Genomic DNA, 25,453 nt, shown 5'->3' on the forward strand with positions numbered 1-25,453 from the left:
GAATCTTAAAGCAGGACAAAACGGGAGGGGGAGGCCGCCACGGCCTCCCCCTCCCCTGCGTTTCCCCGCATTGGCGCACGGGTTATCTTCGGCACCCGCCGGTGCCGGGGTTTTGCTTCTCCTTGCCGCCGTCCCCGGCGGCTTCCCCGGCTTCATCGCCGTACCGCTCCTGCAGGCCGGACAGCAGGTAGAACACCTTGCCGCTTGGCAGCCCGTCCCCGGGCGTGATCAGGAATTCGCCCCCGTCCCACTCCACCGCGAGGCTCGCGCCCCCGTTTTCCCGCAGCGCGCGCAGCACGAAGTCGGGCAGCCGGGTGTAGCCCCCGGCCCTGGCCGTGACGGTTTCGCCGTCGCCGGCCTCCCCGATCCTCCCGGCCACCCTCCGCCAGAAGCCGGTCTCGTCTTCGCTAAAGCGGCTGGAGTCCTCGTAGGGCGCGTCCCGGCTCTCCCGCCGCCGGGCCGGGGCCGGGACCGGCGGCGGGGCAGGGCTCTCGACATGCAGCCAGCGCTCGCCCGCATAGGTCCTCGTCTCCACCGCCGAGGCCTCGTCTGCCCCGGCCCAGAGGCGCATCCCCTCCGAGAGCTCGATCCCGCCGTCGAGCACCACTGCCGGTATTCCCAGCGCGCCGCTCTCCACCGTCAGGCTCCCGCCGCCGCGCAGCAGCAGGCTCCCCTCACCCCTCGTGACGGGGTCTGCGGACAATATGGTCCCCTGCACCCGGTTTTCCCCCTCGAGCTCCAGCGTGCTGCGCCCGGTGGGGAAAGTGATGCCCCCCAACGACGCGCCCGAGAGGGAGAGCCGCCGCGCCCCCGGCTCCCAGCGCCCGGAGCCGCCGCCCGGCGTCGTGATCCCGGTGTCGACAAAACAACTGTTCAGGAGGACCGGGACGACGCCGTCATTGTCGATGCGCACCTCGAAATCGGGCGAGAGGATTTCGACCACCGGGCCGGAGGAGTAGATCCCCACATACTTCCCCACGGCAAAGCCCCCGGCCCCCGGCCCGATTTTCAAACTGCCGGAAGGGCTGACCAAAATTCCACTGCTATCCCCCTCGGCCTCCAGGCGGCCGCCGCGCACCTCCGAGGCCCCGTTCACCAGGAGGCCGTCCGATACTGCGCCGCGCAGCGCAAGGCGGCCGCTCTCCTGCAAAAAGCCGCCGAGGCAGTACAGCCCGCCGCTCTCTCCCTCGGCGGACAGGCTCCCCGTGCCGCGCACCGTGAGGTCTCCACTTGTCAACACACTCCAGCTTCCCTTGCCCGAGACCGAGATGCGGCTCTCGCCCTCGAGCACCAGCGTCGTCCCCTCGGGCAGGAAGAGGCCGTAGTCGGCATTCACCGCAAGGTCGAGGCCGTGCAGCGTCGCCGTCCTGCTGCCCGCCTCCCAAACGAGGCTCCCGCCCCGCGCGCTCAGGTAGGTCGCGTCGCTGTTTACCTTATACAGTTTGATCCCATCCCCGTCGGGGACGGTAACGGTGTTCCCCAACCGGGGCTGCCCGCTGCCCAGGCCGGACCTGCTTTCCACCGCGCTCCCGCCCGGGGGCAGGCTGAACCCGCCCGGCACGCCCGGAGCCGCCCCAACCGGCAGAACGCAAAGCGCCAGCGCCGCCGCCAACACGAATGCCATGATCCTGTTCTTTCCCATTTTGTCCCGTCCTCTCTGCGCAAAGGTACGCCTTTGCCAATCCCGCATTTTTGCCGCGACCAGCCTGAAAAACGGGCTGGTTTTTCCTGCTTTTAGGAGAAATCCCGCTCTTTCTAAAGGTGTAGGTTTCTGCAACACCTGTGCCGCTTTCATTATTCCATATCCCGGCTGAAGATGCAACAAAAACCGGAGAGGGGCCCGCCATCTGGCGGGCCCCCGGGTCTTTCCGGACGGTTATTCCAGGGTGTTTTGCAGGCTCCCGATCCCTTCGATCCGGATCTCCACCTGGGAGCCGTGGACCATCGGGCCCACCCCGGAGGGGGTGCCGGTGAGGATCACGTCCCCCGGCAGCAGGGTCATCACCTGCGAGACGTAGCTTAGCAGGAAGAGGGGGTCGAAGATCAGATGCCGGGTGTTCGAGCGCTGCATGACCCGCCCGTCGAGCAGGGTCTCGATCTCCAGCGCCCCGGGGTCGAGCATGGTTTCCACCCAGGGCCCGAGCGGCAGGAAGGTGTCGAAGCCCTTGGCGAGCGTCCATTGGCCGTGTCCCGGCTGCAGGTCGCGCGCGGTCACGTCGTTGGCGCAGGTGTAGCCGAGGATGTACTCCTTGGCGCGTTCGGGCGGCACCTCATGCGCCGTCTTGCCGATCACGATGGCCAGCTCCCCTTCGTAATCAATTTGGGAGGAGAGGCGCGGCCAGCGGATGGTCCCGCCGGGGGGCAGCAGGGCGGTGGAGGGCTTTAGGAAGAGGACCGGCTCGTCCGGGATTTCCAGGTTCATCTCCTCGGCGTGGTCGCGGTAGTTGAGCCCCACGCAGACCGCCTTGGTGGGGTTGATCGGGGGCAGCAGGGTCAGGGCCGTGAGCGGCAGGGCGGCCCCGGTGGCCTCGTATTCGCCGAGCAGGTCGCCGCGCAGCTCGTAGACGGTGTCCTTGCGCAGGAAGCCGAAAGCCTCGCGCCCCTCATGGGTATAACGCAGCAGTTTCATCTCTGTGACCATTCCTTTCTGAAAAAACAGGGAGCGCCGCGGCGCTCCACTTTGTTTATTTGAGCTCGACAGTGTAGGTGAAGAAGTCCCCCCGCACAATGCTGTTGCAGTATTCCACCAGCGTGTTCCCCGCCCAGGTGATCCGGCGCAGGTTGATCGCCGGCTCGCCCGGGGAGAGGGAGAGGAGCTTCGCCTCGGCGCCGGTCAACCCGGTGGCCCTAAACTGCTCGGTCGCATGGTCGGGATGGACCCCGTGGCGGCGCATCGAGCTGTATAGCCCCTCCGTTTCGATCTCCTCCCGGCAGAGCCCCGGGCAGAGGCTGCTGGGGATATAGCTGATCTCGATGACGTAGGGGGTCTCGTCCATGTACCGGGTGCGCTTGACGCAAAAGACCTCCTGCCCTTCGGCGAGATGGAGCTGGGCGCGCACCTTGTCCTCGGGGACTACCTTTGAGAAGGAGAGCATCTGCGCGCGCTCCTTGAGCCCCCGGCGGCTGAGCTCCTCATTGAAGGAATAGAACTTCGAGAGCCGGTAGTCGATCGACGAGCGCTTGACATAGGTCCCCTTGCCCTGGATGCGGTAGAGGTAGTCCTCGTTTTGCAGATCGTCCAGCGCCTTGCGCACCGTGATCCGGCTCACGCCGTACATCTCGCAGAGCTCCCGCTCGGTGGGGATCTTCTGCCCCGGCTTCCAGGTTTCATCCTGGATCTTCTGCAGCAGCGACTCCTTGAGCTGGTAGTACAGGGCGACCGGTACCTCCTTGCTGAACGCGGCGTCCCGCAGGTCAATCGACATAACAACCGTCTCCTTTGGATATAGAATCATGTTGACATATTGTTATAACATAAGGAAAGCCAACAGTTCCAGTCATTTACAGCTCTATCTTACCACGAAGCATTTCCAATTTCCAGAGCCTTTTTTGCTTTCCATGCCCGGCCAACCCACCCGGGTCCGCATTTTATGCCGGTTTGCGGCGGATTATTGCGGAGGGTGTACAATGTGCACAAAAATCCAAATTAAGATTTTACGAAAATATTTAGAAAGCTGTTGACTTTGGAATAATGACATATTATAATGTTGTCATAACCAATTTGGAAATCAATACTGAACTCGGGAAAGGATGGAGCCAGATGAGCGAAAAGAATCTGCTGGAGGCGTCGGGGATCGACGTGCAGGATATTGAAAAGTTTTTAGAGGGGCTGGCAGGCTGCGAGGAATCCTTCATGAAGGTGATCGAGTACTGCGAGACGAGGGTTACCGCCGAGGAGGGGATCCCGGCCATCATCGGGCTGGACGATCTGACCGGAGGGGCGAAGAAGACCTTCACCCCGGCGCCGGCCGACGAGGGCTTGGGGCTGATCCAGGGGCTGGCCGCGCTGATCTTCGCCTACTACTATGACAAGAGCGGCAAGGTCGAGGACCCGTACCCGGCGATCGCCCCGGCGATGAGCGCCATGGCCGAAAAGTTTTTCCGCATTGCACCCTACCGCGAGGTAGTGAAGGACTTCGTAAAGGAGGAGCAGAAATGAGCTTCGATCTTCAGGCCTTTGCCCAGAGCGTGACCAAGGATAAGCGCACCATGGAGATGTTCCGTTACCTCCTCAACAACTCCTACATACGGGTGATCAACTACCACCGCACCAACAAGGAGGACATTCCCCGCTTCGAGGCGGAAATCAAATACTACGCCGAGCACTTTTCCCCCGTCACCGTGGAGGACATGGACCGCTTCTTCGACACCGGCGTCTGGCACAAGGAGCGCCCCGGCCTGATCCCGGCCATCTTCGAGGGATACCGCTGCCATTACGATTACATGCTGCCGATCCTGGACAAATACGATTTCACCGGCTGGTTCTACGTCCCCGGGTTTTTCATGGATGTGCCGTATGAGGAGCAGCTCGAATTTGCCCAGAGCCATCATCTGCGCACCGACATCCCCGAGGAGTACCAGCATGATAAGCGGATCGCCATGAGCTGGGAGGAGATGGAGGAGATCAGCCGCCGGCACGTCATCTGCTGCCATACCGGAAGCCACTTCCAGATCACCAAGACCACCTCGGACGAGGATATGCAGCGGGAGATCGTGGAGAGCAAGCGCCGCATCGAGAGCCACATCCAGAAGCCGGTCGACGTCTTCTGCTGGCTCTATGGCGAGGAGTATTCCTATTATGACAGGGCGCACAAGTTCATCGAGGAAGCGGGCTATAAATATGTGGTCGGCAACCTCAAGATGGAGCGGGTACGCAAGTAGCTCGAAGGAACCCTTCGAGCTATTCAGAAAAAACCGGCTTTCGGCCCGGCCGGGCCGAATTTTGCCGGGGGCAAAACCGCCACTTTTTTAGTAGAGAGACAACGCTCAGAAATGGAGGACGGCGTGAAAAAGATCAAATGCGCCATCGTCGGGCCGGGGAACATCGGCATCGACCTGATGGAAAAGATACGCAAGCGTTCGCAGAACCTGGAGCTTGCGATGATGGTCGGGATCTATGAGGACTCGGTCGGGATCGTCAAGGCCAAGGAATATGGGGTGCGCACCGAGATCCACGGGCTGCAGCCGCTGCTGGACGATCCCGAGATCGAGGTCGTATTCGAGGCGACCAGCGCCTCGCAGCACCTCAAGAACGCCCCCTTATATAAGGAAGCGGGCAAGAAGGCGTTCGACCTGACCCCCGCCGCCGTCGGGCCCTATGTGGTGCCGGTGGTCAACTTCGAGGAGCACTTCGACAGTGCGAACATCAACCTGGTTACCTGCGGCGGGCAGGCCACCACCCCCATCGTGGCGGCGGTCTCCCGGGTGCAGGAGGTCGAGTACGCCGAGATCGTCTCGACCCTCGCCTCCAAGAGCGCCGGGCCGGGGACCAGGATCAACATCGATGAGTTTACCGAGACCACCTCGGCGGCGCTGGTGAAGGTCGGGGGCGCGAAACGGGGCAAGGCGATCATCATTTTAAACCCCGCCGAGCCGCCGCTGATGATGCGCAACACCGTCTACTGCCGCACCAAGGATGCGCCCGACCTCGCGGCGATCCGGGAGTCGGTGGCTAAGATGGTCGCCGAGCTTCAAAAATACGTCCCGGGCTACCGGGTCACCATGGAGCCCGAGCTTTCGGGTGACAATACGGTGGTGACCATGGTGCAGGTCGAGGGCAGCGGGGACTACCTGCCGCCCTACGCCGGGAACCTCGATATCATCACCTGCGCGGCGGTCCATATGGCCGACACCTGGGCCGCGCGCAAGCTGGAAGGGGGCAGACGCTGATGGCGAAGAAAATACGGATCATCGACACCACCCTGCGCGACGGCAGCCACGCCATCCGCCACACCTATTCGCCCGAGCAGGCCGGGAAAATCGCCGCCGCGCTCGCCAAGGCCGGGGCCCCCACCATCGAGTGCGGGCACGGGGACGGCATTTCCGGCTCCTCCTGCCAGTACGGCTTTATGAAATACGACGAATATGAGGTGCTGCAGGCGGTCCTCGACAACGCGGGGGACGCGAAGGTCGGGATCCTGCTGCTGCCGGGGATCGGCACGGTGGAGGACTTAAAGCGCGCCCATGAGATGGGCGCTGGGCTCGTGCGGGTCGCCACCCACGTCACCGAGGCGGACGTCGGCGAGCAGCACATCAAGATGGCCCGCGAGCTCGGGATGGAAGCCATCGGCTTTCTGATGATGAGCCACATGGAGCCGCCCGAGAAGATTCTGGAGCAGGCCAAGAAGTTCGAGTCCTATGGTGCCAGCGCCGTTTACATGGCCGATTCGGCCGGGGCGATGGTCCCGGACGACGCGGCGGCACGGGTCTCCTATTTAAAGGAACACCTCAGCCTGCCGGTGGGCTTCCACGCACACAACAACCTGGGGCTTGCCATCGGCAACTCGCTCGCGGCGGTGAACGCCGGGGCGGACTACATCGACGGGACCCTGCGGGGCCTCGGGGCGGGCGCGGGCAACGCGCCGCACGAGGTGCTGACCGCTGTTTTCCACAAGCTCGGGATCGAGACGGGGGAGGACCTTTACGCCATCATGGACGCGGCCGAGGACAACATCCCGGAGCTCGGCGTGCAGATGATCATCGACAAATACGCCCTTTCGATCGGGTACGCCGGGGTTTATTCCAGCTTCTTCCTGCATGCCAAGCGGGCGGCCGATCGCTACGGCCTGGACGCGCGGGATATTCTGATCGAGCTTGGGCGGCTGCGCACCGTCGGCGGGCAGGAGGACATGATCCTCGACGTCGCCTACCGGCTGGCGCAGCAGAAAAAGGAGAAATGAGCCTATGCGGCGCAGCGAGGAAATCTTACGCCGCCCCGACTACAGCTTCAACCGGGGCGTATATAAGTCGATGGGCTTCTCGGACGAGGATTTAAGAAAGCCCATCATCGGGGTGGCCAACACCTGGAGCGAGGTCTGCCCCGGCAGCTATAACCTGCGCGCGCTCGCGCAGAGCGTGAAAAACGGCATCTACGCCGCCGGGGGCACCCCGGTGGAGTTCGGGGTGATCGGCGCGTGCGACGGGACCGCGCAGGGGAGCGAGGGGATGAAATACATCCTCCCCTCCCGCGAGCTGATCGCCAACGACGTCGAGGTGATGGTGCAGGCGCACCGGCTCGACGGGGTGGTGCTGCTCGGCTCCTGTGACAAGATCGTGCCCGGGCTCCTGATGGCGGCCGCGCGCCTGCGCCTGCCCGCCATCCTGCTGCCCGGCGGCCCCATGCAGGGGGGCGCGCCCTTCGACGGTAGGGCTTCCGATTTGACCTCCCTCTCTGAGGGGTGCGGCATGCTCAAGGCCGGGAAGATCGCGTCCGACGAGCTTGACGCGCTCGAGGAGAGCTGCTGCCCGGGCTGCGGGAGCTGCTCGTTTTACGGCACCGCCAACACCATGTGCTGTCTGGGTGAGGCGCTGGGGATGACCCTGCCGGGCGGCGCGCTGATTCCGGCGGTCTACGCCGAGCGCACCCGGATGGCCCACCGCACCGGCGAGGCGGCGGTGCGCCTGGTGAAAGAGAACCTGACGGCGGACAAGATCATCAACCGGGAATCCATCTCGAATGCCATCCGGGTGCTGAACGCCACCGGCGGCTCGACCAACGGGGTGCTCCATCTGACCGCGGTGGCGCTCGAGGCGGGGCTCTCGGCCGACGAGGTGACCGGGCTCTTCGAGGCGCTGGGCGACACCACGCCCCTAATCGCCAAGGTCAACCCGGCCTCCAAGTACAACATGGAGGATTTCTACCTCGCGGGCGGGATCCCGCAGGTGCTGCGCGAGCTCTCGCCGCTGCTTGAGCGCGGGGCGCTGACCGTCACCGGAAAGACGGTGGGGGAGAACATTGAAAATTATCACTACCGCGCGCCGAACCGGGAGGTCATCAAGACGCTCGAGGAACCCTTCTCCAGGAGCGGCGGGGTGGCCATCCTGCGCGGGAACCTGGCCCCCGAGGGGTGCGTGACCAAGCCCTCGGCCATCGTCCCCGAGATGCATGTCTTTCACGGTACCGCGCGGGTGTTCGACTGCGAAGAGGCGGCGGAGACCGCCATCCTGGGCGGGGAGATCGCGCCCGGCACGGTGCTCGTCATCCGCTACGAGGGGCCGAAGGGCGGCCCCGGCATGCGGGAGATGTACAAGGCGATGAAGTACCTCTACGGCATGGGGCTCGCCACCTCGACGGCGATCGTGACCGATGGGCGCTTCTCCGGTACCAACAACGGCTGCTTCTGCGGGCATGTCTCGCCCGAGGCGGCCGCGGGCGGGCCGATCGCCGCGGTGCGCGACGGGGACAGGATCACCATCGACATCCCGGCGAAAACCATCACCCTCGAAGTGGGGGAGGAGGAGATTGCCAGGCGCTTGGCGCTCTGGCAGCCGCCGAAGCAGAAATATAAGACCGGGTATCTTGCTATCTATGAGAAGCTGGCCACCTCGGCCAGCCGGGGCGCGGTCTTAAATGTTGAAAATTAAAATTATATTTTAATTTTCAACATTCTCAAAATTGCACCTTGGCGGTTTAAAAACCGCCATTCTGGCAAAGCCGGAACCGGCGCAATTTAAAAGGTGAACTTTTAAAGGATCGAAAGGAGTGATCAGCGAAATGGAATATGGACTGGGTGGCAAGGTCGCCGGCGTGAGCGGCGCGGCCTCCATTAAGGGAATCGGCTTCGCCATTGCGAAGGCGCTGCTCGCGGAGGGCTGCAAGGTCTTCATCAGCGACATCAGCGCCGAGCGGCTGGAGGAAGCAAAGCAGGAGCTCTCCCGCTTCGGTGAGGTGCTGGCAATTCCCTGCGACGTGTCGGACGAAGCCTCGGTACAGGGGATGTTTAAAGCCGCCGAGGAGCATTTCGGCGGGGTGGATATCTTCGTTTCAAACGCCGGTATCTATCCGCAGAAGGCGCTGTGCGAGATGAGCGCCGGGGAATGGGACACGGTGATGAACGTCAACCTGCGCTCGGTCTTCCTGTGCGGCAGGGAAGCGCAGAAGTATATGAGCAAGCGCGGGGGCGGGGTGCTGATCAATGCCGCCTCCTACGCCGCCATCCTGGGCAGTGCGGGCAGCGGGGCCTATGCCGCCAGCAAGTCGGCGGTCTACTCGCTGACCAAGACCCTGGCGGCGGAGCTGGCCCCCTACCACATTCGGGTCTGCGGCTTCATCCCCGGGGTGATCGCCACCGGGATGACCCAGGGGGTCATCGACGAGCGGGGCGACGCGCTGCAAAGCCAGATCGCCTTACGGCGGCTGGGCGAGCCGCAGGACGTGGGCAACGCGGTGGCGTTCCTTTGCTCGGACGCAGCCAGTTACCTGACCGGGATGTTCTTGGAGATCACCGGCGGAAAGTTCTGCGTGCAGAACCCGGACTACGCCTGGAAAATGTTAAACCGCGATTGACCGCCGTTTAGCCTTTGGCCGCGGCCTGAAACAACAAGTTTTACTCGATTTTTTTCAAAAAATCGCCACATCCAAAGGCGGCGCCTTTGGTCGTGCCGCGCACGGCACGAAACGCCGACCCTTAAAAAGATCAGGAGGGGAGGCCCGGCAGTCCGGTGGACTGTCGGGGCGTGGGGAACCCTATCAAGGGGTTCCCCGGGAAAGATAGCCGCGACACAATACCTGGAAAGGAAAGATTATTATGAACGACGCCTTCCACGTTGACATGGAAAAGCTGATGAGCCTGCACCGCTTTGGAGATGTGCTGGACGACGCGATCAAATCGGTCGGAAGCGAAACCGTGGAGCTTGTCCCCGACCGGGGCGCGCGCGACTCGATCGGCCGCCACTGGTACGGCAGCCGCTGCCACATGAGAAACAAGGAGACCGACGAGAAGTTCTATCTGCATATCGGGCTGATCTACCTGCCCGAGACGAGAACCGGGCTGATGGTCGAGCTGGATAAAAGGAGCAACCCCGCTTCGTTCCCCATCGTGTGGGAGAATCTGGGGGAGGGCAGCCGCTACGAGATCAGCCGGGACGAGGACGACTACCTCAAGCTCTTCATGCCGCAGGACGCCTTTGACGCGCTGTGCGGGAAGAAGCGCGGCGAGCAGGTCAAGGCCATCTCGGACTACATAAAAGAGTGCGCCGAGGCGATCGCCGCCGCCGCATGCCAGGCGGGCTTCTCGCTCAAACTCTGCGACCTTGCGGAAGACTACAAGCTGGCTTGTGCCTTCGAGGAGGCGGTCGTCTCGATCAAAAGCGAGCGCTACACCATCGAGCCGGACCGCAAGTGCCCGGACAACTTCGGCCAGTACGCCGCCGGGTACCGCTGCTTCGTCAAGACGCGGGACGGGCAGCAGGACCTGTACCCCTATTTCGGGGCGATCTACAGCTATAAAAAGACCCCTTACGGGATATTCGCCGAGATCGACAAGCTCAACCATCCCGGCTGCTATGACCGCGCATATGCGGGGATCAAAGAGGATCCGGCCTATGAGCTGAGCAAGAAGGACCCGCCGTTCATCAAGATGTTCATGCCCGCCGCGGACATTGAGCGGCTCAACTCCCTGGATCACCGGGGACAAGTAGCAAAATTGGCCGAGTTTTTAGACACTTGTATTACAAATCTACTGGAAGCGGCGCGCGTCTAAAAACTCTGGTTCGTAATCACGAGGGGCACGGCCCCTCGTGGGCTCCTGGTAAGGTGTGAACACGTTCACCCTTCGGCCCAGTGGGCCTCAGGATTTCAATAAGGTACCTGCGGCGCATTTTAAATTCAACTGTAATGAGAAAGGATTTCGATACTATGAGCGAACGCAAAAAGATCGTCCTGATCGGCGCGGGCAGCGCCGTCTTCACCAAGGGCCTGATCGCCGACTTCATCCAGCTCGACTCCGGGAAATGGGAGATCGCGCTGTGCGACATCAACCCGCCGGTCCTCGAATCCATCACCAAGCTCGCCAAGAAGATGGTCCAGCAGAGGGGCGCGGATATTGTGATCTCCTCCTCCACCGACCGCTGCGACCTGCTGCCGGGCGCGGACATGGTGGTGGTCACCATCGCGGTGGGCGGGCGCAAGGCTTGGGAGGCGGACGTGAAGATCCCCCGCAAGTACGGCATCTACCAGCCGGTGGGCGACTCGATCATGCCGGGCGGCATCTCCCGCGCCCAGCGGATGATCCCCGCGATGATCGCCATCGCCGAGGACGTCAAGCGCCTCTGCCCGGACGCCTACTTCTTCAGCTACTCCAACCCCATGACCTCGATCGTCACCGCCGTGCGCCGCGCCACCGGCATGAAGCTCGTCGGCCTTTGCCACGGGGTGATCTACGGGGAGAATTACCTGGCGCGCATGCTCGGCGTGGACGTCAGCCGGATCTCCACCGTCGGCGTGGGGCTCAACCACCTGACCTTCCTCTACGACATCCGCCTCGACGGCAAGGACGTGAAGCCCCAGCTGCTGGAGATCATCCGGAAGCAGAAGGAAGAGGCCGCCAAGGCCGGCGGGCACAAATACAACTTCTTTAACCCCGAGCTGACCGACAAGGAGATCCCCAACCACCTCGACAACCCCTTCTCCTGGGACCTCTTTGAGCGCTACGGCGCCTTGCCGGCGGTGCTGGACCGGCACGCGGTCGAGTTCTTCCCCGAGCGCTTCCCCGAAGGGAACTACTACGGCAGCGTGTTCGGGGTGGACGCCTACCCGATCGACAAGGTGCTCGAGCGCGGCGAGAATACCTACCGCAGCATGTTTGAGCAGGGTGAGGGCGACGGCGAGGTCGCGCCCGAGATGTTCGCCCGTTCCTCCGGCGAGCATGAGCAGCTCGTGCAGATGATCCGCTCGCTCCTCAACGACGAGCGCAAGATGTTCTCGGTCAACGTCCCGAACGACGGGGCGGTCGACTCCCTCCCGAAGGACGCCGTCCTCGAGCTGCCCGCGGCGGCTACCGGCCTCGGTTTCTTGCCTGTAAAGGTGGAGGGCTTTAGCCCGGAGCTTTCCGGCATCATCGCCCGGCGCCTGGCCCCGGTCGAGCCCACCGTGCAGGCGGCGCTGACGGGGGACCGCAAGCTGTGGGTCGAGGCCATGCTCCTCGACGGCGCTCTCAGCGACTGGAAGGTCGCCGAGGCGCTGGTGGACGACTTCATCGCCGAGCACGGCGAGTACCTGCCGCAATATAAATAAGGAGGAGTGAGTAAAGTGGCAAAGAAAGCATTGATCGTCTCCTTCTCCTTCGAGCAGGAGCCCGAGGCCTTCGAGGCACTGCGGGAGCGCGGGGTCGAGCCCATCCTGCTGGCTGAGAGCGAGCGCAAGGGCTGGGGACAGCAGGAGCTGATCGACTATTGGAACGCCCTGCCCGAGAAGCCGGAGGGCATCCTCATGGGGGCGGACATCGAGATCGGCGCCCCCTTTACCGAGCAGTGCGAGGGGCTGCGCTACATCTCCCTCAACTGCGCCGGGTGCGACCATCTCGACCTGCCGGCGCTCGAGCGCGCGGGGATCGTCGCCTGCAACGTGCCCAGGCAGAACTTCGACGCGGTGGCCGATTTCGCGTGGGGGCAGATCCTCTCCCTCATGCGCCGGATCCCGCAGGGAGATCAAAACATCCGCGCCGGCAGGTGGTGCGAGGGCGTGGCGCGCGGCTGCGCCGTCTCCCGCAAGACGCTGGGCATTTTGGGGCTTGGCGCCATCGGCCAGGGCGTTATGCGCCGCGCGCAGGGCTTCGAGATGGATGTGCTGGCCTACGACCCGTATGAAAACGCCGAGCTGGTGGAGAAATACGGCGTGCGCTATCTGCCGCTGCAAGAAGTGCTCACGCAGAGCGACATCGTGGTGATCACCTGCCCGCTGACCGATGAGACCCACCACCTGATGAACGAGAAGAGCCTTCGCAGCATGAAGCCGCAGGCGTTTCTGGTCAACTGCTCGCGCGGGCCGATCGTGGACACCAAGGCCCTTGCCAAGATCCTGCGTGAAGGGAAGATCGCGGGCGCGGCGCTGGATGTGTACGAGGAGGAGCCCCTTTTGGAAAGCGAGCTCTTCTCGCTGCCGAACACCGTTTTGACCCCGCATATGGCGGGCCTGGCCGACCGGGAAATCCACAACGTGGCCATGCAGTCGGCCTACAACATGGCCGACCTGCTCGAGGGCAAGGAAGTCAAGTCCCGGCTGATCTGACGGGCGAGACCCCTAACGAAAAATGGGAGCTGAACCAATGATGAAAACATTACTTGGCGGCAAAGACGCCGCTTACTTTGAACAGCGCACCGCCCTGCTCACCGCGACCGAGATCGCCCAGCAGCCCGAGCTCTGGAACGAGCTTGCCGATATGCTGCAGGAGCGTGCGGGGGAGATTTCCTCCTTCCTCGGGCAGGTGCTGGCGGTGCCGGGGCTGCGGATCGTCTTCACCGGGGCCGGGAGCTCGGCCTTCATCGGGGAGATGGCGGCGGCGCTCGTGGGCCGTGAGAAGGGGCTTCGCGCCGAATGCGTACATACCACCGACATCGTCTCGTCGCCCGAAAGCTGCCTCTTCGACGTGCCGACCCTGCTCGTGTCCTTCGCGCGCTCGGGCGACAGCCCCGAGAGCGTGGGCACCATCGAGTACGCCCGCAAAAAGATTCACAACCTCTACAATTTGGTAATCACCTGCGGCAAGGGCAGCCACCTGGACCGGTGCGCCACCACCCTGCCCGACACCCTCTCGCTGCTGATGCCCGCGCGCTCCTGTGACCAGGGCTTCGCGATGACCAGCTCGGTGAGCTGCATGCTGCTCGCCGCCTGGGCCGCATTCCACTACCAGGAGCTGGACAAAGCGGTCGGGGACATCCGCGCGCTGAGCGCCAAAATGGCTTTGCAGCTCGATTCCATCGCCCTGGCCGCCGAAGAGCTGGCAAAGGCCGGTTACGACAGGCTGATCTTCCTCGGGAGCGGGGCGATGAAGGGCCTCGCGCACGAGGGCGCGATCAAGTCGCTCGAGCTCAGCCACGGGCAGGTCAACACCAACTATGATTCCGCCACCGGCTTCCGGCATGGCCCAAAGACGGTGCTTTGCGACAGCGCCGTGACGGTGCACTTCCTCTCGAGCGACCCGTTCTCCCGCCGGTATGACGAGGACCTCTGCCGCGAGCTGATCGCCGAGCGCAAGGGGAACAAGGTGGTCCTGGTCGGGGAGAAGGGTACGAGCGGGATCGAGAGCGCCGATATGAAGGTTTGCTACGAGCTGCCGCAGATGGCGCTTCCCAAGGAGGCCGGGGCGCTGGTCGCTTCCCTGCTCTTCGCGCAGTGCCTGGGGCTGCAAAAATCCCTCGCTCTCGGGATCACCACCGACAATCCCTGCCCGCAGGGGGACGTCAACCGGGTGGTCAAGGGCGTGACGGTATACGATCTGTAAGCGGATTCGATTGGAGATCCTTGTGTCCTCCTTCGGCCATGGCCATGGAGATGAAAAGGGGGTGAGGCGGTATGTCGGTTGACCTTACGGGTCACGCCCTGGCGCGCCAGGTGCCAGTGGCCCTGTACTACCAGGTGCGGGAAGACCTGCTGCACAAGATACAAAGCGGGCAGTGGGGACCGGACTTCAAAATGCCTCCCGAGCGGGAGCTGTGCGAAACCTACGGCGTGAGCCGGATCACGGTGCGCAAGGCGCTGGACGATCTGCAAAACGAGGGCTACCTCTACCGGGTGCAGGGCAAGGGGACCTTTGTGCGGCGCGCGACGATGGAAAAGAAGCTCTCCAAGTTCTATTCCTTTGGCGACGAGCTGCGCCGCCGGGGGATGAACGAGGTGGCCAAACTTTTGTCCTTTTCGGCGCTGACGCCGGAGGAGGCAGTGCGCCACAGGCTCGAGCTGCGCGCGGGGGAGCAGGTCTTCTGTATCCGCCGCCAGCGGCTGATGGACGAGGTCTGCTACGCGATCGAGGTCTCATACATCCCCCGTTCGCTCACCCCGGCGCTCACCGCCGAGATGGTGAAAACCAACGGGCTCTACAGCTCCCTGCGCCTGCTGGGGGTCTACCCCGACCGGGCGGTGGAGCAGTTTCGGGCCGCGGCGCTCACCGCGCCCGAGGGGCGGCTGATGGGCCTGCCGGCCGGGCGGCCGGCGATCAACCTGCAGCGCCAGACCTGGGCCGGGGCCCAGCTGATCGAATATTGCAACAGCGTGGTGCGGGACGATTTCTTCACCTACGCGGTCGAACTCAAATAACTTTTATGAGGGAGTGAAACTCTGTGAGTGAAGCGAAATTATTGGCAAAAGAACCTACCGCGTCAAAGTCTCCCGCGTCAAAGGGGCAAAGACGCAAGGTGCCCTTTAAGGAGCTGATCCATCAGCGCCAATTCAAGCGCCGTGCGTTTGTGGCGAGCATCCTGATCCCGCTGCTGGTCTGGTTCTTTATCTTCATGTTCCTGCCCATCGTGATGGTGGTGATCTACAGCTTTACCAACGCGCATATGGCCTATCCGGACTACAAGTTCGTAGGGCTGCACCAGTACATCAAGATGTTTACCGCCGACCCGATTTTACCCATCGCGCTGCGCAACACCGTAATGGCGGTGCTCTACATCGTACCCACCACTGTGATCCTTTCGGTGCTGCTGGCCAACGGTCTCAACGCCATGACCTCGAAGTGGCAGAAATTTTACACCTTTGTGTACTTCCTGCCCTCCGTCCTCTCGGCGGTTGCCATTTCGCTGGTCTGGAAATGGCTGTACCATCAGAACTACGGCCTGATTAACGCCATGCTCGGCGCATTGGGGCTGCCCGCGCAGGGCTTCATCAACTCGGCCTCGCAGGCGCTGATCTGCTACGCCGTCATCCAGATCTGGTCAATCTTCGGTTACTATGCCGTCATCCTGCTCGCCGCCATCCAGGGGATCGACCCCTCGCTCTATGAGGCGGCGGACATCGACGGGGCCAATGGGATGGAAAAATTCTTTAAGATCACCGTGCCGCTGATCAAGCAGAACATCCTGTTCGTTTGCATCATGGCGACCATCAACGGCTTCATGATCTTTACCCCGATCCAGGTGCTCACCGAAGGGAAGGGGACCCCCGGAACCTCGACAATGGTGCTCATGATGCACATTATGAAGAGGGGCATCAACAACAGCGACATCGGCTACGCCTCGGCGATGAGCCTGCTGCTGATGTCAATCATCCTGGTGGTCAGCGTCATCCAGTCGCTGCTGACCCGGGAACGCAAGCCCAAGAAGAGAAGCTAGGAGAGGAGGGGAATTGCAATGAAAGAAAAGAATCTTTCCGAGAAAAAGAAGCATGGCGCCGGCTATTATGTCGCGCTGGTGGTGATGCTCGTCGGCACCCTGACGGTGTTGGTGCCCATCTACTGGATGGTCGTCTCCTCCCTTAAGAGCCAGACCGAGCTCATGCAGATGCCCCCGACCTTCTGGCCGCAGAAGATGGAATTTTCCAACTACGCCAGGGTCTTCGAGCAGATGCCCTTTGGAAGGTATTATTTCAACAGCGTCGTCACCGCGCTGCTCAACACGGTGATGGGTGTTTTCACAAGTGCTTTGAGCGGCTATGTTTTCGCCAAATACCAGTTCAAGGGGAGGGAGCTCCTCTTCTGGCTGCTGATGGCCTGCATGATGATCCCCTACGACACCCTGATGATCCCGCTCTACCGGATCATGGTGGGCTTCGGCTGGACCAACACCTACCTGGTGCTGACCGTGCCGTACTTCGTCAACATCTTCGGCATGTTCCTCATGCGCCAGTTCATGCAGGATATCCCGACCGATTATATCGAGGCCGCCGAGATCGACGGCTGCTCGCAGTACCGCACCTTCTTCTCGGTCATCTTCCCGATGGTGCGTCCGGCTGCCGCGGCGCTGTGCATCTTCCTGTTCATGGCCTCGTATAACTCCTTCCTCTGGCCGCTGATCTCGGTCAACAGCCGCGACCTGTTCACCCTCCCGGTGGGCATGTCGGCGCTCAACTCGGACCGCGGCAGCCAGATGGATCTGATGATGGCCTGCGCCACCATGGTGGTGGCCCCGGTCTGCGTGATCTTCGCCCTGGCGCAAAAGAACTTTGTGGCGGGACTCACCATGGGCGGCGTGAAAGGGTAAACCCTTTCACACGCCGCCCATCCCCTAGTGAGCTATCACGGGGGACACAGCCCCCCGGACGGCTCCGAAGGAGGCGTTTCCCCCGTGGGGAGCGGACATGTCCGCGTTTTGCCCCTTCGGGCAAAACATCTCAATAAGGTGCCGCTTCGCGGCAAATTAAAATGTATTCATACCCGTGGGGCGGTATCGCTTCATGAGGGAAGAATAAAAAGTCAGTAAAAATTGACAATGGAGGTTATTTTATGATGAAGCGAGTATTTGCCCTGATTCTGGCGGGCGCGCTGAGCGTGTCCCTGTTCGCAGGGTGCGGCGGCAACAAGGAGCCCGCGGCCGAGGGCTCAACCCCCGCCGCGAGCGGCGAGGCCAGCGAGGGCGGCGAAGGTGCCGCGCCTGCGGGCGAGATCGTGTTCTGGACCCAGGACACCGCGCCCTGGAAGGGCTGGTTCGATCCGGCGATCGAGGCGTTCCAGCAGCAGAACCCCGACATCAAGGTGAAGGTGGAGTACTTCCCGCAGTTCGCCGACAAGCTCACCCAGGCCTATGCCGCCGGCCAGCAGCCGGACGTCGCCCAGACCTGGCAGGGGATTACCCACTGGGCCAAGGCCGGCAAGCTCGATCCGGTGCCGGACAGCGTTTATTCCAAGGAAGACATGCAGGCGAAGTTCTATGAGGGCGCGCTCAAAAACAAGGAGTTTGAAGGCCAGTATTACTGCATCCCGGCCGAGATCAACGTCGAGAGCCCGGGCCTGCTCGTCAACATGGACCTGCTCGAGAAGATGGGCAAGACCCTGCCCGACGGCTGGGTCGAGAACAACGGCCCCAAGAGCTGGGATGAGCTGCTTTCCTTCGCCAAGGAGCTGACCGTCAAGAGCGGCGACACCATCACCCAGTCGGGCCTGGCCTACGCCTACGCCCAGTGGGAAGCGATGTTCGTCTCCCTGATCTGGCAGAACGGCGGCGACTACCGCGATGAGGCCAACAGCGTGGTGCACTTCAACACCCCCGAGGCCAAAAAGGCCGCTGAGTTCATGCTCAAGTACGCCAACCCCGCCGACCCGGACGTGATCTGCGACATCGGCGCGAGCCGGTATGAGCTCTTCATCCAGGGCACCGCGGCCATGGTCATGGGCGCCCCCTGGTACGCCGGGAGCCTCGCGACCGACGCGCCGGACATGAACTACCAGTACTTCAACATGCCCGCCATGGTTGAGGGCAGCGATCCGTACTGCATGGCCACCGGCGGCTGGGGCTACATCGTCTCGGCCGAGAGCAAGAACAAGCCCGCCGCCTGGGAGTTCGTCAAGCAGATGACCACCCCTGAGCAGATCGGTTCCTGGGCCCTGGGCGTCGGTTCGCTGGCCGCCCACAAGGAGGCCAATGCCGATCTCGAATACGACCCGAACGTCGGCTCGGTTGAGAAGGCGCTGGCGGTCTCCAAGGACATCCTCCAGTACGGCAACGAGGACGGCGCCTATACCCTCGACTCCTCGCAACTGATCTACACCATCGTGCGTCAGCAGCTGCAGCAGATGGTTGAGACCGGCGACATCGACACCGCGCTTGCCACCATGGAGATGGAAGGCAACGACATGATCGAAACCAACCTCAACCGCTAAACCGCACAAACGAAAAGAGAGCCCCGGCAAAGGATCAATCCCTTTGCCGGGGCTCTTTCTATCCGCTATTTTATAAAGTAATTGGAAGCGCGCATCGAGACAAACTCGTCGTCTATTCCGACGATGATGTGGTCGTACAGGTCGATCCCGATCCTCGCGAGCGTTTCGCGCAGCCGGCTGGTCGTTTCACGGTCGGCCACGGAAGGGATGGCTAAGCCCCTGGGGTGGTTGTGCGCGATCGTGACGATCGACGCGCCCAGGCGCACGGCGAGCTGGGCGATCTTGGCCATGGGGAAATTGATCATCGAGGGGACGCCCTCCGAGATGACGCGGCAGTCGATCATCTGGTACTTGAGGTCGAGGAAGAGGCAGATCAGCGTTTCATCGCTGCGCCCCTGAAGCTGCTGCTTGAGGTATTCGCCCATCTCCTCGCTGTTTTTAAAAACCCGGTCCTGGCGGCGGCAGCCCTCGCCGTAGAGGCGCAGGCAATCCGGCAGGCAGCTCAGAAAGAGCGCGGCGTTGTCGGTCATGCCCTGCACCGTGCGCAGCTGCTCATAGCCCGCATCGAGCACGCCGCTAAACGAGCCGAATTCGCCGATCAGCCGGTGGGCAAGCTCGTTGGTGTCCCGCTGCGGAATGAGCGGGAAGAGCAGGTATTCCAGCACATTGTGCTCGGGCAGCCCGTCGAGCCCGCGCGCCTTGATCTGACTGCGCAGGCGCTCGCGGTGCCCCTTATGAGGATTGTTGGAGGCCATCTATTTCGTCAGGGAGCGGCTGCCGGGCTTGACGGCCTCGAGCTTGCCCTCACGACAGAGCGGGCAGTCCTGCGGCTCCCAGGCGTTGACCTCAAAGGAGACGACCGATTTGAAGGGATAGCCGAAATCGGCCTTGCCGCCGGTGCGGTCCACGATCGAACCGATCCCGACCACCACGCCGCCGGCCTGCTCGCAAAGCTCGACGACCTCCTTGACGCTGCCGCCGGTGGTGACCACATCCTCGACCAGCAGGCAGCGCATCCCCGGCTTGACCTCGAACCCGCGGCGCAGGGCCATCTTGCCCTCGACGCGCTCGGTGAAGAAGTTTTCGCACCCCAGCGAGCGGCTGACCTCATAGGCCATCTGTACCGCACCCATCGCCGGGCCGATCACCACGTCCACCCGATCATCCGCGAACTGCTCGGCCAGGCTGCGGCAGAGCTCCTCGCTGTAGCGGGTGTTGCGGAAAATTTTGGCGCACTGCAGGTACTTGTCCGAATGCTTGCCCGAGGTGAGAATGAAATGCCCCTCGAGCAGGACGCCGGCCTCCTTGAGGATTTCGATGACGCGCTCTCTGCTGATCATAAATCAACGCTCCTGTCTCATTATCAAATTTCTGTTCCCATTATAGCAAAACGCGGCGCAAAAAGGAATCTTTTTTCGGTTTGTGGCCGAAAAATTTGTAATTTTGCAAAGTCGGTTAAAGGACTACCGAAATAGAAAAGGCAGGGCGGGTTTCCCGTCCTGCCTTTTTTCAGTTCAGTACCCGGCGCGAGCCCAAAGCGGCCTCATTTCACGCACGGAAATGCATGTGGGCTGCCGCTTTCAGGAGAGCTGGTCATACAGCTCCTCGTACCGGCGCGCCGAGGTGTTCCAGGAGAAGTCCGTCTCCATCCCGCGGCGGACCATCACGTCCCAGGCGCGGCGGTCGTCGTAGAAGACCATCTCGCCAAAGTAGATGGTGTTGAGCATGTCGTCGGCGTTGTAATCCCTAAAAGAGAAGCCGGTGCCAGTCCCCTCGTACCGGTTATACGGGCGCACGGTGTCCTTGAGCCCGCCGGTCTCCCGCACGATGGGCAGGCTGCCGTAGCGCAGGGCGATCAGCTGGGTCAGGCCGCAGGGCTCGAAGAGCGAGGGCATCAAAATTGCGTCCGACGCGGCGTAGAGCCGGTGCGCGCGGGTGTCGTCGAACATGATCGAGGCGGACACCTTGTCCTTACGGGTCCACTCGAAGTGGCGCAGCATGCTCTCATATTTCGCGTCCCCAGTGCCGATCACCGCCAGCTGCACCCGGCTGAGCAGCAGCCGCTCGATCACATAGGCCAAGAGGTCCAGCCCCTTCTGGTCGGTCAGGCGGGTGATCATCCCGATCATCATCGCGTCCGGGTCCTGCGGCAGGCCCAGCTCCTGCTGTAAGCGGCGCTTGTTTTGGGCCTTGCCGGAGCGGAAATTGTCCTTGCCGTAGGTGGCATAGAGCTTCTGGTCGGTCTCGGGGTTATAGATTTCATAGTCGATTCCGTTGAGGATCCCCCAAAGGTCACCGCTCTTAGAGCGCAGCAGCCCGTCGAGCTTCTCGCCGTAGTAGGGCATTTTGATCTCCTCGGCATAGGTCGGGCTGACGGTGGTGATCCGGTCGGCATAGACGAGGCCGCCTTTGAGCATGTTCGCGTCCTTATGGAATTCCATCCGCCCGGGGGTGAAGACCCGCTCGGGCAGGCCGGTGATTTTTTGGAAGGTGGGGATGTCCCAGACCCCCTGGAACTTGAGGTTGTGGATGGTCACCACGGTGCGGATCCCCCGGTAGAAGGGGTTGTCCAAAAACATTTCATGCAAAAAGACCGGGACCATGGAGGCCTGCCAGTCATGGCAGTGGATCACATCCGGCCGAAAGCCCACGGAGGGCAGGATGGACAGGGCCGCCTTGCAGAAATAGCAGAACTTTTCAATGTCCCACCGCAGGTCGCCATAGGGGGTGGGGCCGCTGAAATAATGCTGGTTGTCGATCAGGTAATAGGTCACACCATCCCGCACCGTCTGCATAATCCCGACATACTGCTCGCCGAGGGATCCCAGGTTCATCTGGAAGCTGCCGGCATATTGCAGGCTGTCGCGTAGCGGGGCGGGGATACAGGCATAATCGGGAAGGAAGACCCGCACGTCGAACCGGCTCTTGTCCAGCGCCCCCGGCAGGGCGCCCACCACATCGGCCAGGCCCCCGGTCTTGATGAAAGGCACGCATTCGCTCGCCACGAACAAAATTTTCTTCATTTTCGTTCCTCCCTCCTTGCCCTTTCGCACGGATATGGCTTGTCTTTGCCTCTAGTATACATCAAAAAACAGATTCTGGAAAGGGCTCTTCCAATTTTAAAGGGCGTTATAATTCTTATGAATGGATCGAACGCCGGTTCAACACTATTTCTATGCCGTCCGGCAGGAAAAAATACCCGGTTTTGATTGTAAAATGCTGTCGGATGGGGTAAAATAAAAGAATCCATGGCTTCGCTTTTTACCGGGAAAGGGGGATCGGCTTGGAACAGCAGAAGAAACGCTACAAGTACCGGCGCACCATCATGCTGCTATGCCGCCTTTTGCTGCTGCTGGCGGTCACGGGGCTGTTCTTGCTCATCTGGGATGTCAGCTACACGCAGACGCGCTTTTACTACAAGGGGAACTTTGTGGTGATTTTGATCTACTGCCTGGTCTACTTCGCCTTCAATTCGATGTACGGCGGCTTCAAGACCGGCAGCGCCCGCTACGGCGAGGTGCTCTATTCCAACGGCCTGGCGCTGGTTTTCGTCAACGTGGTCACCTACCTGCAGCTCTCGCTGGTCGGGCGGCGGATGCTCGAGGCGGCGCCCATGGTGGTGCTCTGGCTGCTGCAATTTTTCACCACCACCGTCATCACCTATTTTTCCAATTTTGTCTACTTTAAAATCTACCCGGTGCGCGACGTGCTGATCATCTGCCGGGACATTGAGCGCGCCGAGCGCCTCACGGCGAGGGTGAAGAGCATACGCGAGCGGTATAAGCTCCAGCGGATCATGACCCAGGAAAAGGACCCCGGGGAGATCAAGCGGGCGATCCTGCGGGTCAACACGGTGATGATCTCGGACATCGACCTCAACCTGCGCAATGATATCGTGGACTTCTGCTACGAGCAAGGGGTGCGCGTCTATATTGTGCCGAATGTCGAGGACATCATCATCAGCACCGCCCAATCCACCCATATTTTCGACTCCCCGGTGCTGCTGTGTAAAAACTATCAGCTGACCACCGAGCAGCGCCTCCTAAAGCGCGGGGTGGATATCCTGGTGTCGGCCTTTGGGCTGATCCTCGCCTCGCCCTTCATGCTGGCGGTGGCGCTCGCCATCAAGCTCTACGACGGCGGGCCGGTGCTCTACCGCCAGCGGCGGCTGACCGACCATGACCGGGTGTTCGAGCTCTACAAATTCCGCAGCATGCGCGTGGACGCCGAGCGCGACGGGGTGGCCAGGCTGGCGCAGAAAAATGATGAGCGGATCACCCCGGTGGGGAAGGTGATCCGCGCGACCCGGCTTGACGAGCTGCCCCAGCTGATCAACATCCTGCGCGGGGACATGTCGGTGGTCGGCCCGCGGCCCGAGCGCCCCGAGCTGGTGGAGGAGAACATCAAACAGTTCCCGGAATTCAAGTACCGCACCAAGGTCAAGGCCGGCCTGACCGGCTACGCCCAGGTGTACGGAAAATACAACACCACCCCCGAGGACAAGCTGCTCATGGACCTGCTCTATATCGAGCGTTATTCGCTGCTTATGGACTTTAAGCTGATGTTCCTCACCTTCAAGATCCTGTTTTTAAAGGACAGCACCGAAGGGGTGGACGCGCCCGAACAAAATCATCGCTAAGGAGTATTCGCACTTTGGAAACCATTTGGAACCTGATGAAAAAGTACAGGGAGATCCTGCTCTACCTGGTCTTCGGCGTGCTGACCACGCTGTGCAACATCGTCTCCTATTTCGCTTTAAACGACCTGCTGCACATCCATTACCTGGTGGCGAACGCCCTGGCCTGGGTGCTTTCGGTGCTCTTCGCCTACCTGACCAACCGCACCTGGGTCTTCGAGAGCAAGTCACAAGGGTTTTCCGCCATTGCGCGGGAGATGGGCCTCTTCTTCGGCTGCCGGCTGCTCAGCGGAGTGTTCGACATGGCCTTCATGTTCGTGGCGGTCGACCTGCTGGCGCAGAACGACATGATCGCCAAGATCGCCTCCAATGTGGTGGTGATCGTGCTCAACTATCTCTTCAGCAAGCTGATTATCTTTAAAAAGAAGTGAGGCGGCAAGAATGGACAAGCTCAAACTGGCCCTGGTCCAGCACCGGGTGGGCGGCACCGACCGGCGGCAAAACACCGAAGAGGCGCTGCATTTCTTACGCGTGGCAAAGGAGCAGGGGGCCGACCTCGTACTGTTCCCCGAGTGCTTTTTGACCGGCTACCAGCCGCCAGAAATCCTTACGAGCCTGCCGCCGCTTTCGCAGATCGGGGACCATCCGGACTTTAAGGATTTTTGTGAAAACGCCCTGACCCCCGGGAGCGAACCGCTGCGGCGCGTCTGCCAGGAGGCGAAGGCGCTCTCAATCGGCGCGGTGATCACCGGCTTCAGCAGGGGGGAGCGCTACCCGCGCAACACCGCCTTTCTGATCGGGAAGGACGGGGAGATCGCGCTCACCTACAGCAAGGTACATACCTGTGACTTCGACTGGGAACAGTACCTGGAGAGCGGGGAGGGCTTTTATGTCGCCGACTTTTGCGGGGTGAAGATCGGGCTGATGATCTGCTATGACCGCGAGTACCCCGAGAGTGCGAGAGAGCTCATGCTCGTGGGGGCCGAGCTGATTTTGGTGCCCAACGACTGTTCCGAAATGGCCCCGAGGCTGCGGGAGCTTTCGGTGCGCGCGATGGAGAATATGGTCGGGGTGGCGATGGCCAATCCCCCGGGCAAGCGCTTTGGACGCTCCTGCGCCTTCAGCCCGGCGGCCTTCGATGAGGAGGGGCAGGTGGTGGACAACACGCTGCTGCTCGCCCCCGAGGAGGAAGACGGGGTATTCTGCGTCACCTTCGACCTCGACTTTATCCGGGAATACCGCCGGCGGGAGGACCTGGGCAAATACCGCAAGGTATCCGCTTACCGGCATTTGACGAAAAAAGAGTAGCGGAAAGGTTTACGATGAAAGAAAACAAATATGACGACCCGATATTTTTCCAGAAATACAGCCAGATGAGCCGCTCGCAGCAGGGGCTCTCGGGCGCGGGCGAGTGGCAGCAGCTGCGGCAGCTGCTGCCCGATTTCGCGGGCAAGCGGGTGCTGGACCTCGGCTGCGGCTACGGCTGGCACTGCATCTATGCCGCCGAGGGGGGTGCTCGCTCGGTGCTGGGCACCGACATCTCGCAGAGGATGCTCGAGGTGGCCAAGGAGAAGACGGCGGCGCCGCAGGTGGCGTACCGCCTTGCCGCGATGGAGGACCTCGACTTCCCCGCAGGGAGCTTCGACGTAGTGTTAAGCTCTTTGGCTTTACACTACGTGTGCGACTTCGGCACGCTGGCGGCAAAGATCGCCGGCTGGCTGAGCGTTGGCGGGGACTTCGTCTTTTCGGTGGAGCACCCCGTCTTTACCGCCGAGGGCAGCCAGGACTGGTACTATGATGGGGAAGGGAAAATCCTGCACTTCCCAGTGGACAACTACTACTACGAGGGGGAGCGGGATGCGCGCTTCCTCGGCGAGCATGTGGTGAAGTACCACCGCACCCTGACCACCTATCTCGACACCCTGCTGCAAAACGGGCTTTCCCTGCGCCGGATCGTGGAGCCGCAGCCCCCGCGGGAAATGCGCTCCCTGCCGGGGATGGCGGACGAGATGCGCCGCCCGATGATGCTGCTGGTGGCGGCCGTCAAAAACTAAAAGGGGGGAGCGGC

General features: G+C 61.9%; 24 protein-coding genes. 18 read left to right on the forward strand and 6 right to left on the reverse strand.

Annotation, left to right across the window (positions count from 1 at the left end; genetic code table 11):
- Positions 1-82: 82 nt before the first annotated feature.
- The 3 genes from B5477_RS00330 to B5477_RS00340 form a co-directional block, all read right to left on the reverse strand.
- Complete coding sequence (locus tag B5477_RS00330; RefSeq protein ID WP_079697858.1) at positions 83-1,642, reverse strand: hypothetical protein; 1,560 nt, start codon at positions 1,640-1,642, stop codon at positions 83-85.
- A 234-nt stretch (positions 1,643-1,876) separates the two neighbouring features.
- Positions 1,877-2,629, reverse strand: a complete 753-nt coding sequence (locus B5477_RS00335) for a fumarylacetoacetate hydrolase family protein (protein ID WP_079697859.1) — start codon at positions 2,627-2,629, stop codon at positions 1,877-1,879.
- Between the two features lie 55 nt (positions 2,630-2,684).
- Positions 2,685-3,425 carry a GntR family transcriptional regulator gene (locus B5477_RS00340; protein ID WP_159448872.1) on the reverse strand — a complete coding sequence of 247 codons (741 nt, stop codon included), beginning with the start codon at positions 3,423-3,425 and terminating at the stop codon, positions 2,685-2,687.
- Between the two features lie 335 nt (positions 3,426-3,760).
- Here B5477_RS00340 and B5477_RS00345 point away from each other — a divergent pair, with 335 nt between their 5' ends.
- The 14 genes from B5477_RS00345 (at position 3,761) to B5477_RS00410 (ending at position 18,749) form a co-directional block, all read left to right on the forward strand.
- Positions 3,761-4,159, forward strand: coding sequence for a hypothetical protein (locus B5477_RS00345; RefSeq protein ID WP_079697861.1), 399 nt, complete (start codon positions 3,761-3,763; stop codon positions 4,157-4,159).
- On the forward strand, positions 4,156-4,881 hold the full coding sequence (locus tag B5477_RS00350; RefSeq protein WP_079697862.1) for a polysaccharide deacetylase family protein: 726 nt from the start codon (positions 4,156-4,158) through the stop codon (positions 4,879-4,881). The genes B5477_RS00345 and B5477_RS00350 overlap by 4 nt, the downstream gene beginning before the upstream one ends.
- Before the next feature lie 123 nt (positions 4,882-5,004).
- Complete coding sequence (locus tag B5477_RS00355; protein ID WP_079697949.1) at positions 5,005-5,889, forward strand: acetaldehyde dehydrogenase (acetylating); 885 nt, start codon at positions 5,005-5,007, stop codon at positions 5,887-5,889.
- Positions 5,889-6,899 carry a 4-hydroxy-2-oxovalerate aldolase gene (gene dmpG, locus B5477_RS00360; protein WP_079697863.1) on the forward strand — a complete coding sequence of 337 codons (1,011 nt, stop codon included), beginning with the start codon at positions 5,889-5,891 and terminating at the stop codon, positions 6,897-6,899. Before B5477_RS00355 ends, dmpG begins: the two co-directional genes overlap by 1 nt.
- 4 nt (positions 6,900-6,903) lie before the next feature.
- Complete coding sequence (gene ilvD, locus B5477_RS00365) at positions 6,904-8,583, forward strand: dihydroxy-acid dehydratase (protein ID WP_079697864.1); 1,680 nt, start codon at positions 6,904-6,906, stop codon at positions 8,581-8,583.
- A 130-nt stretch (positions 8,584-8,713) separates the two neighbouring features.
- Positions 8,714-9,505, forward strand: coding sequence for an SDR family NAD(P)-dependent oxidoreductase (locus tag B5477_RS00370; protein ID WP_143533515.1), 792 nt, complete (start codon positions 8,714-8,716; stop codon positions 9,503-9,505).
- A gap of 241 nt (positions 9,506-9,746) precedes the next feature.
- Positions 9,747-10,700 carry a hypothetical protein gene (locus B5477_RS00375; RefSeq protein ID WP_079697866.1) on the forward strand — a complete coding sequence of 318 codons (954 nt, stop codon included), beginning with the start codon at positions 9,747-9,749 and terminating at the stop codon, positions 10,698-10,700.
- A gap of 155 nt (positions 10,701-10,855) precedes the next feature.
- Positions 10,856-12,232, forward strand: coding sequence for a family 4 glycosyl hydrolase (locus B5477_RS00380; protein ID WP_159448873.1), 1,377 nt, complete (start codon positions 10,856-10,858; stop codon positions 12,230-12,232).
- 15 nt (positions 12,233-12,247) lie between these two features.
- Positions 12,248-13,225 (forward strand): 2-hydroxyacid dehydrogenase, encoded by a 978-nt coding sequence (locus B5477_RS00385; protein ID WP_143533516.1) that lies wholly within the window; start codon positions 12,248-12,250, stop codon positions 13,223-13,225.
- A gap of 40 nt (positions 13,226-13,265) precedes the next feature.
- A complete protein-coding gene (locus B5477_RS00390) occupies positions 13,266-14,438 on the forward strand; it encodes an SIS domain-containing protein (RefSeq protein WP_159448874.1) in 1,173 nt (390 codons plus the stop codon).
- Between the two features lie 71 nt (positions 14,439-14,509).
- On the forward strand, positions 14,510-15,250 hold the full coding sequence (locus B5477_RS00395; protein ID WP_079697870.1) for a GntR family transcriptional regulator: 741 nt from the start codon (positions 14,510-14,512) through the stop codon (positions 15,248-15,250).
- A gap of 98 nt (positions 15,251-15,348) precedes the next feature.
- Positions 15,349-16,266 (forward strand): carbohydrate ABC transporter permease, encoded by a 918-nt coding sequence (locus tag B5477_RS00400; RefSeq protein WP_079697871.1) that lies wholly within the window; start codon positions 15,349-15,351, stop codon positions 16,264-16,266.
- A gap of 18 nt (positions 16,267-16,284) precedes the next feature.
- Complete coding sequence (locus tag B5477_RS00405; protein ID WP_079697872.1) at positions 16,285-17,133, forward strand: carbohydrate ABC transporter permease; 849 nt, start codon at positions 16,285-16,287, stop codon at positions 17,131-17,133.
- A 242-nt stretch (positions 17,134-17,375) separates the two neighbouring features.
- Positions 17,376-18,749, forward strand: coding sequence for an extracellular solute-binding protein (locus B5477_RS00410; protein WP_079697873.1), 1,374 nt, complete (start codon positions 17,376-17,378; stop codon positions 18,747-18,749).
- 65 nt (positions 18,750-18,814) lie between these two features.
- On the opposite strand, the gene B5477_RS00415 is transcribed toward B5477_RS00410, so the two are convergent.
- The 3 genes from B5477_RS00415 to glgA form a co-directional block, all read right to left on the reverse strand.
- Positions 18,815-19,504, reverse strand: coding sequence for a JAB domain-containing protein (locus tag B5477_RS00415; RefSeq protein WP_079697874.1), 690 nt, complete (start codon positions 19,502-19,504; stop codon positions 18,815-18,817).
- Positions 19,505-20,089, reverse strand: coding sequence for an orotate phosphoribosyltransferase (gene pyrE, locus B5477_RS00420; RefSeq protein WP_079697875.1), 585 nt, complete (start codon positions 20,087-20,089; stop codon positions 19,505-19,507).
- Between the two features lie 240 nt (positions 20,090-20,329).
- The gene (gene glgA / locus B5477_RS00425; RefSeq protein WP_079697876.1) at positions 20,330-21,772 is read right to left on the reverse strand and encodes a glycogen synthase GlgA; all 1,443 of its coding nucleotides are present in this window, start codon (positions 21,770-21,772) and stop codon (positions 20,330-20,332) included.
- Positions 21,773-22,032: 260 nt separating this feature from the next.
- Here glgA and B5477_RS00430 point away from each other — a divergent pair, with 260 nt between their 5' ends.
- The 4 genes from B5477_RS00430 to B5477_RS00445 are packed head-to-tail and all read left to right on the forward strand — an operon-like array spanning position 22,033 to position 25,439.
- Entirely contained in the window at positions 22,033-23,388 is a 1,356-nt protein-coding gene (locus B5477_RS00430) for a sugar transferase (protein WP_079697877.1), read from the forward strand.
- 14 nt (positions 23,389-23,402) lie between these two features.
- The gene (locus B5477_RS00435) at positions 23,403-23,816 is read left to right on the forward strand and encodes a GtrA family protein (protein WP_341455964.1); all 414 of its coding nucleotides are present in this window, start codon (positions 23,403-23,405) and stop codon (positions 23,814-23,816) included.
- Positions 23,817-23,826: 10 nt separating this feature from the next.
- Positions 23,827-24,693, forward strand: coding sequence for a carbon-nitrogen hydrolase family protein (locus B5477_RS00440; RefSeq protein ID WP_079697878.1), 867 nt, complete (start codon positions 23,827-23,829; stop codon positions 24,691-24,693).
- A 14-nt stretch (positions 24,694-24,707) separates the two neighbouring features.
- Positions 24,708-25,439 carry a class I SAM-dependent methyltransferase gene (locus B5477_RS00445; RefSeq protein WP_079697879.1) on the forward strand — a complete coding sequence of 244 codons (732 nt, stop codon included), beginning with the start codon at positions 24,708-24,710 and terminating at the stop codon, positions 25,437-25,439.
- Positions 25,440-25,453: the final 14 nt, after the last annotated feature.

Source organism: Provencibacterium massiliense, from assembly GCF_900169495.1.
Classification (GTDB): Bacteria; Bacillota; Clostridia; order Oscillospirales; family Ruminococcaceae; genus Harryflintia; species Harryflintia acetispora.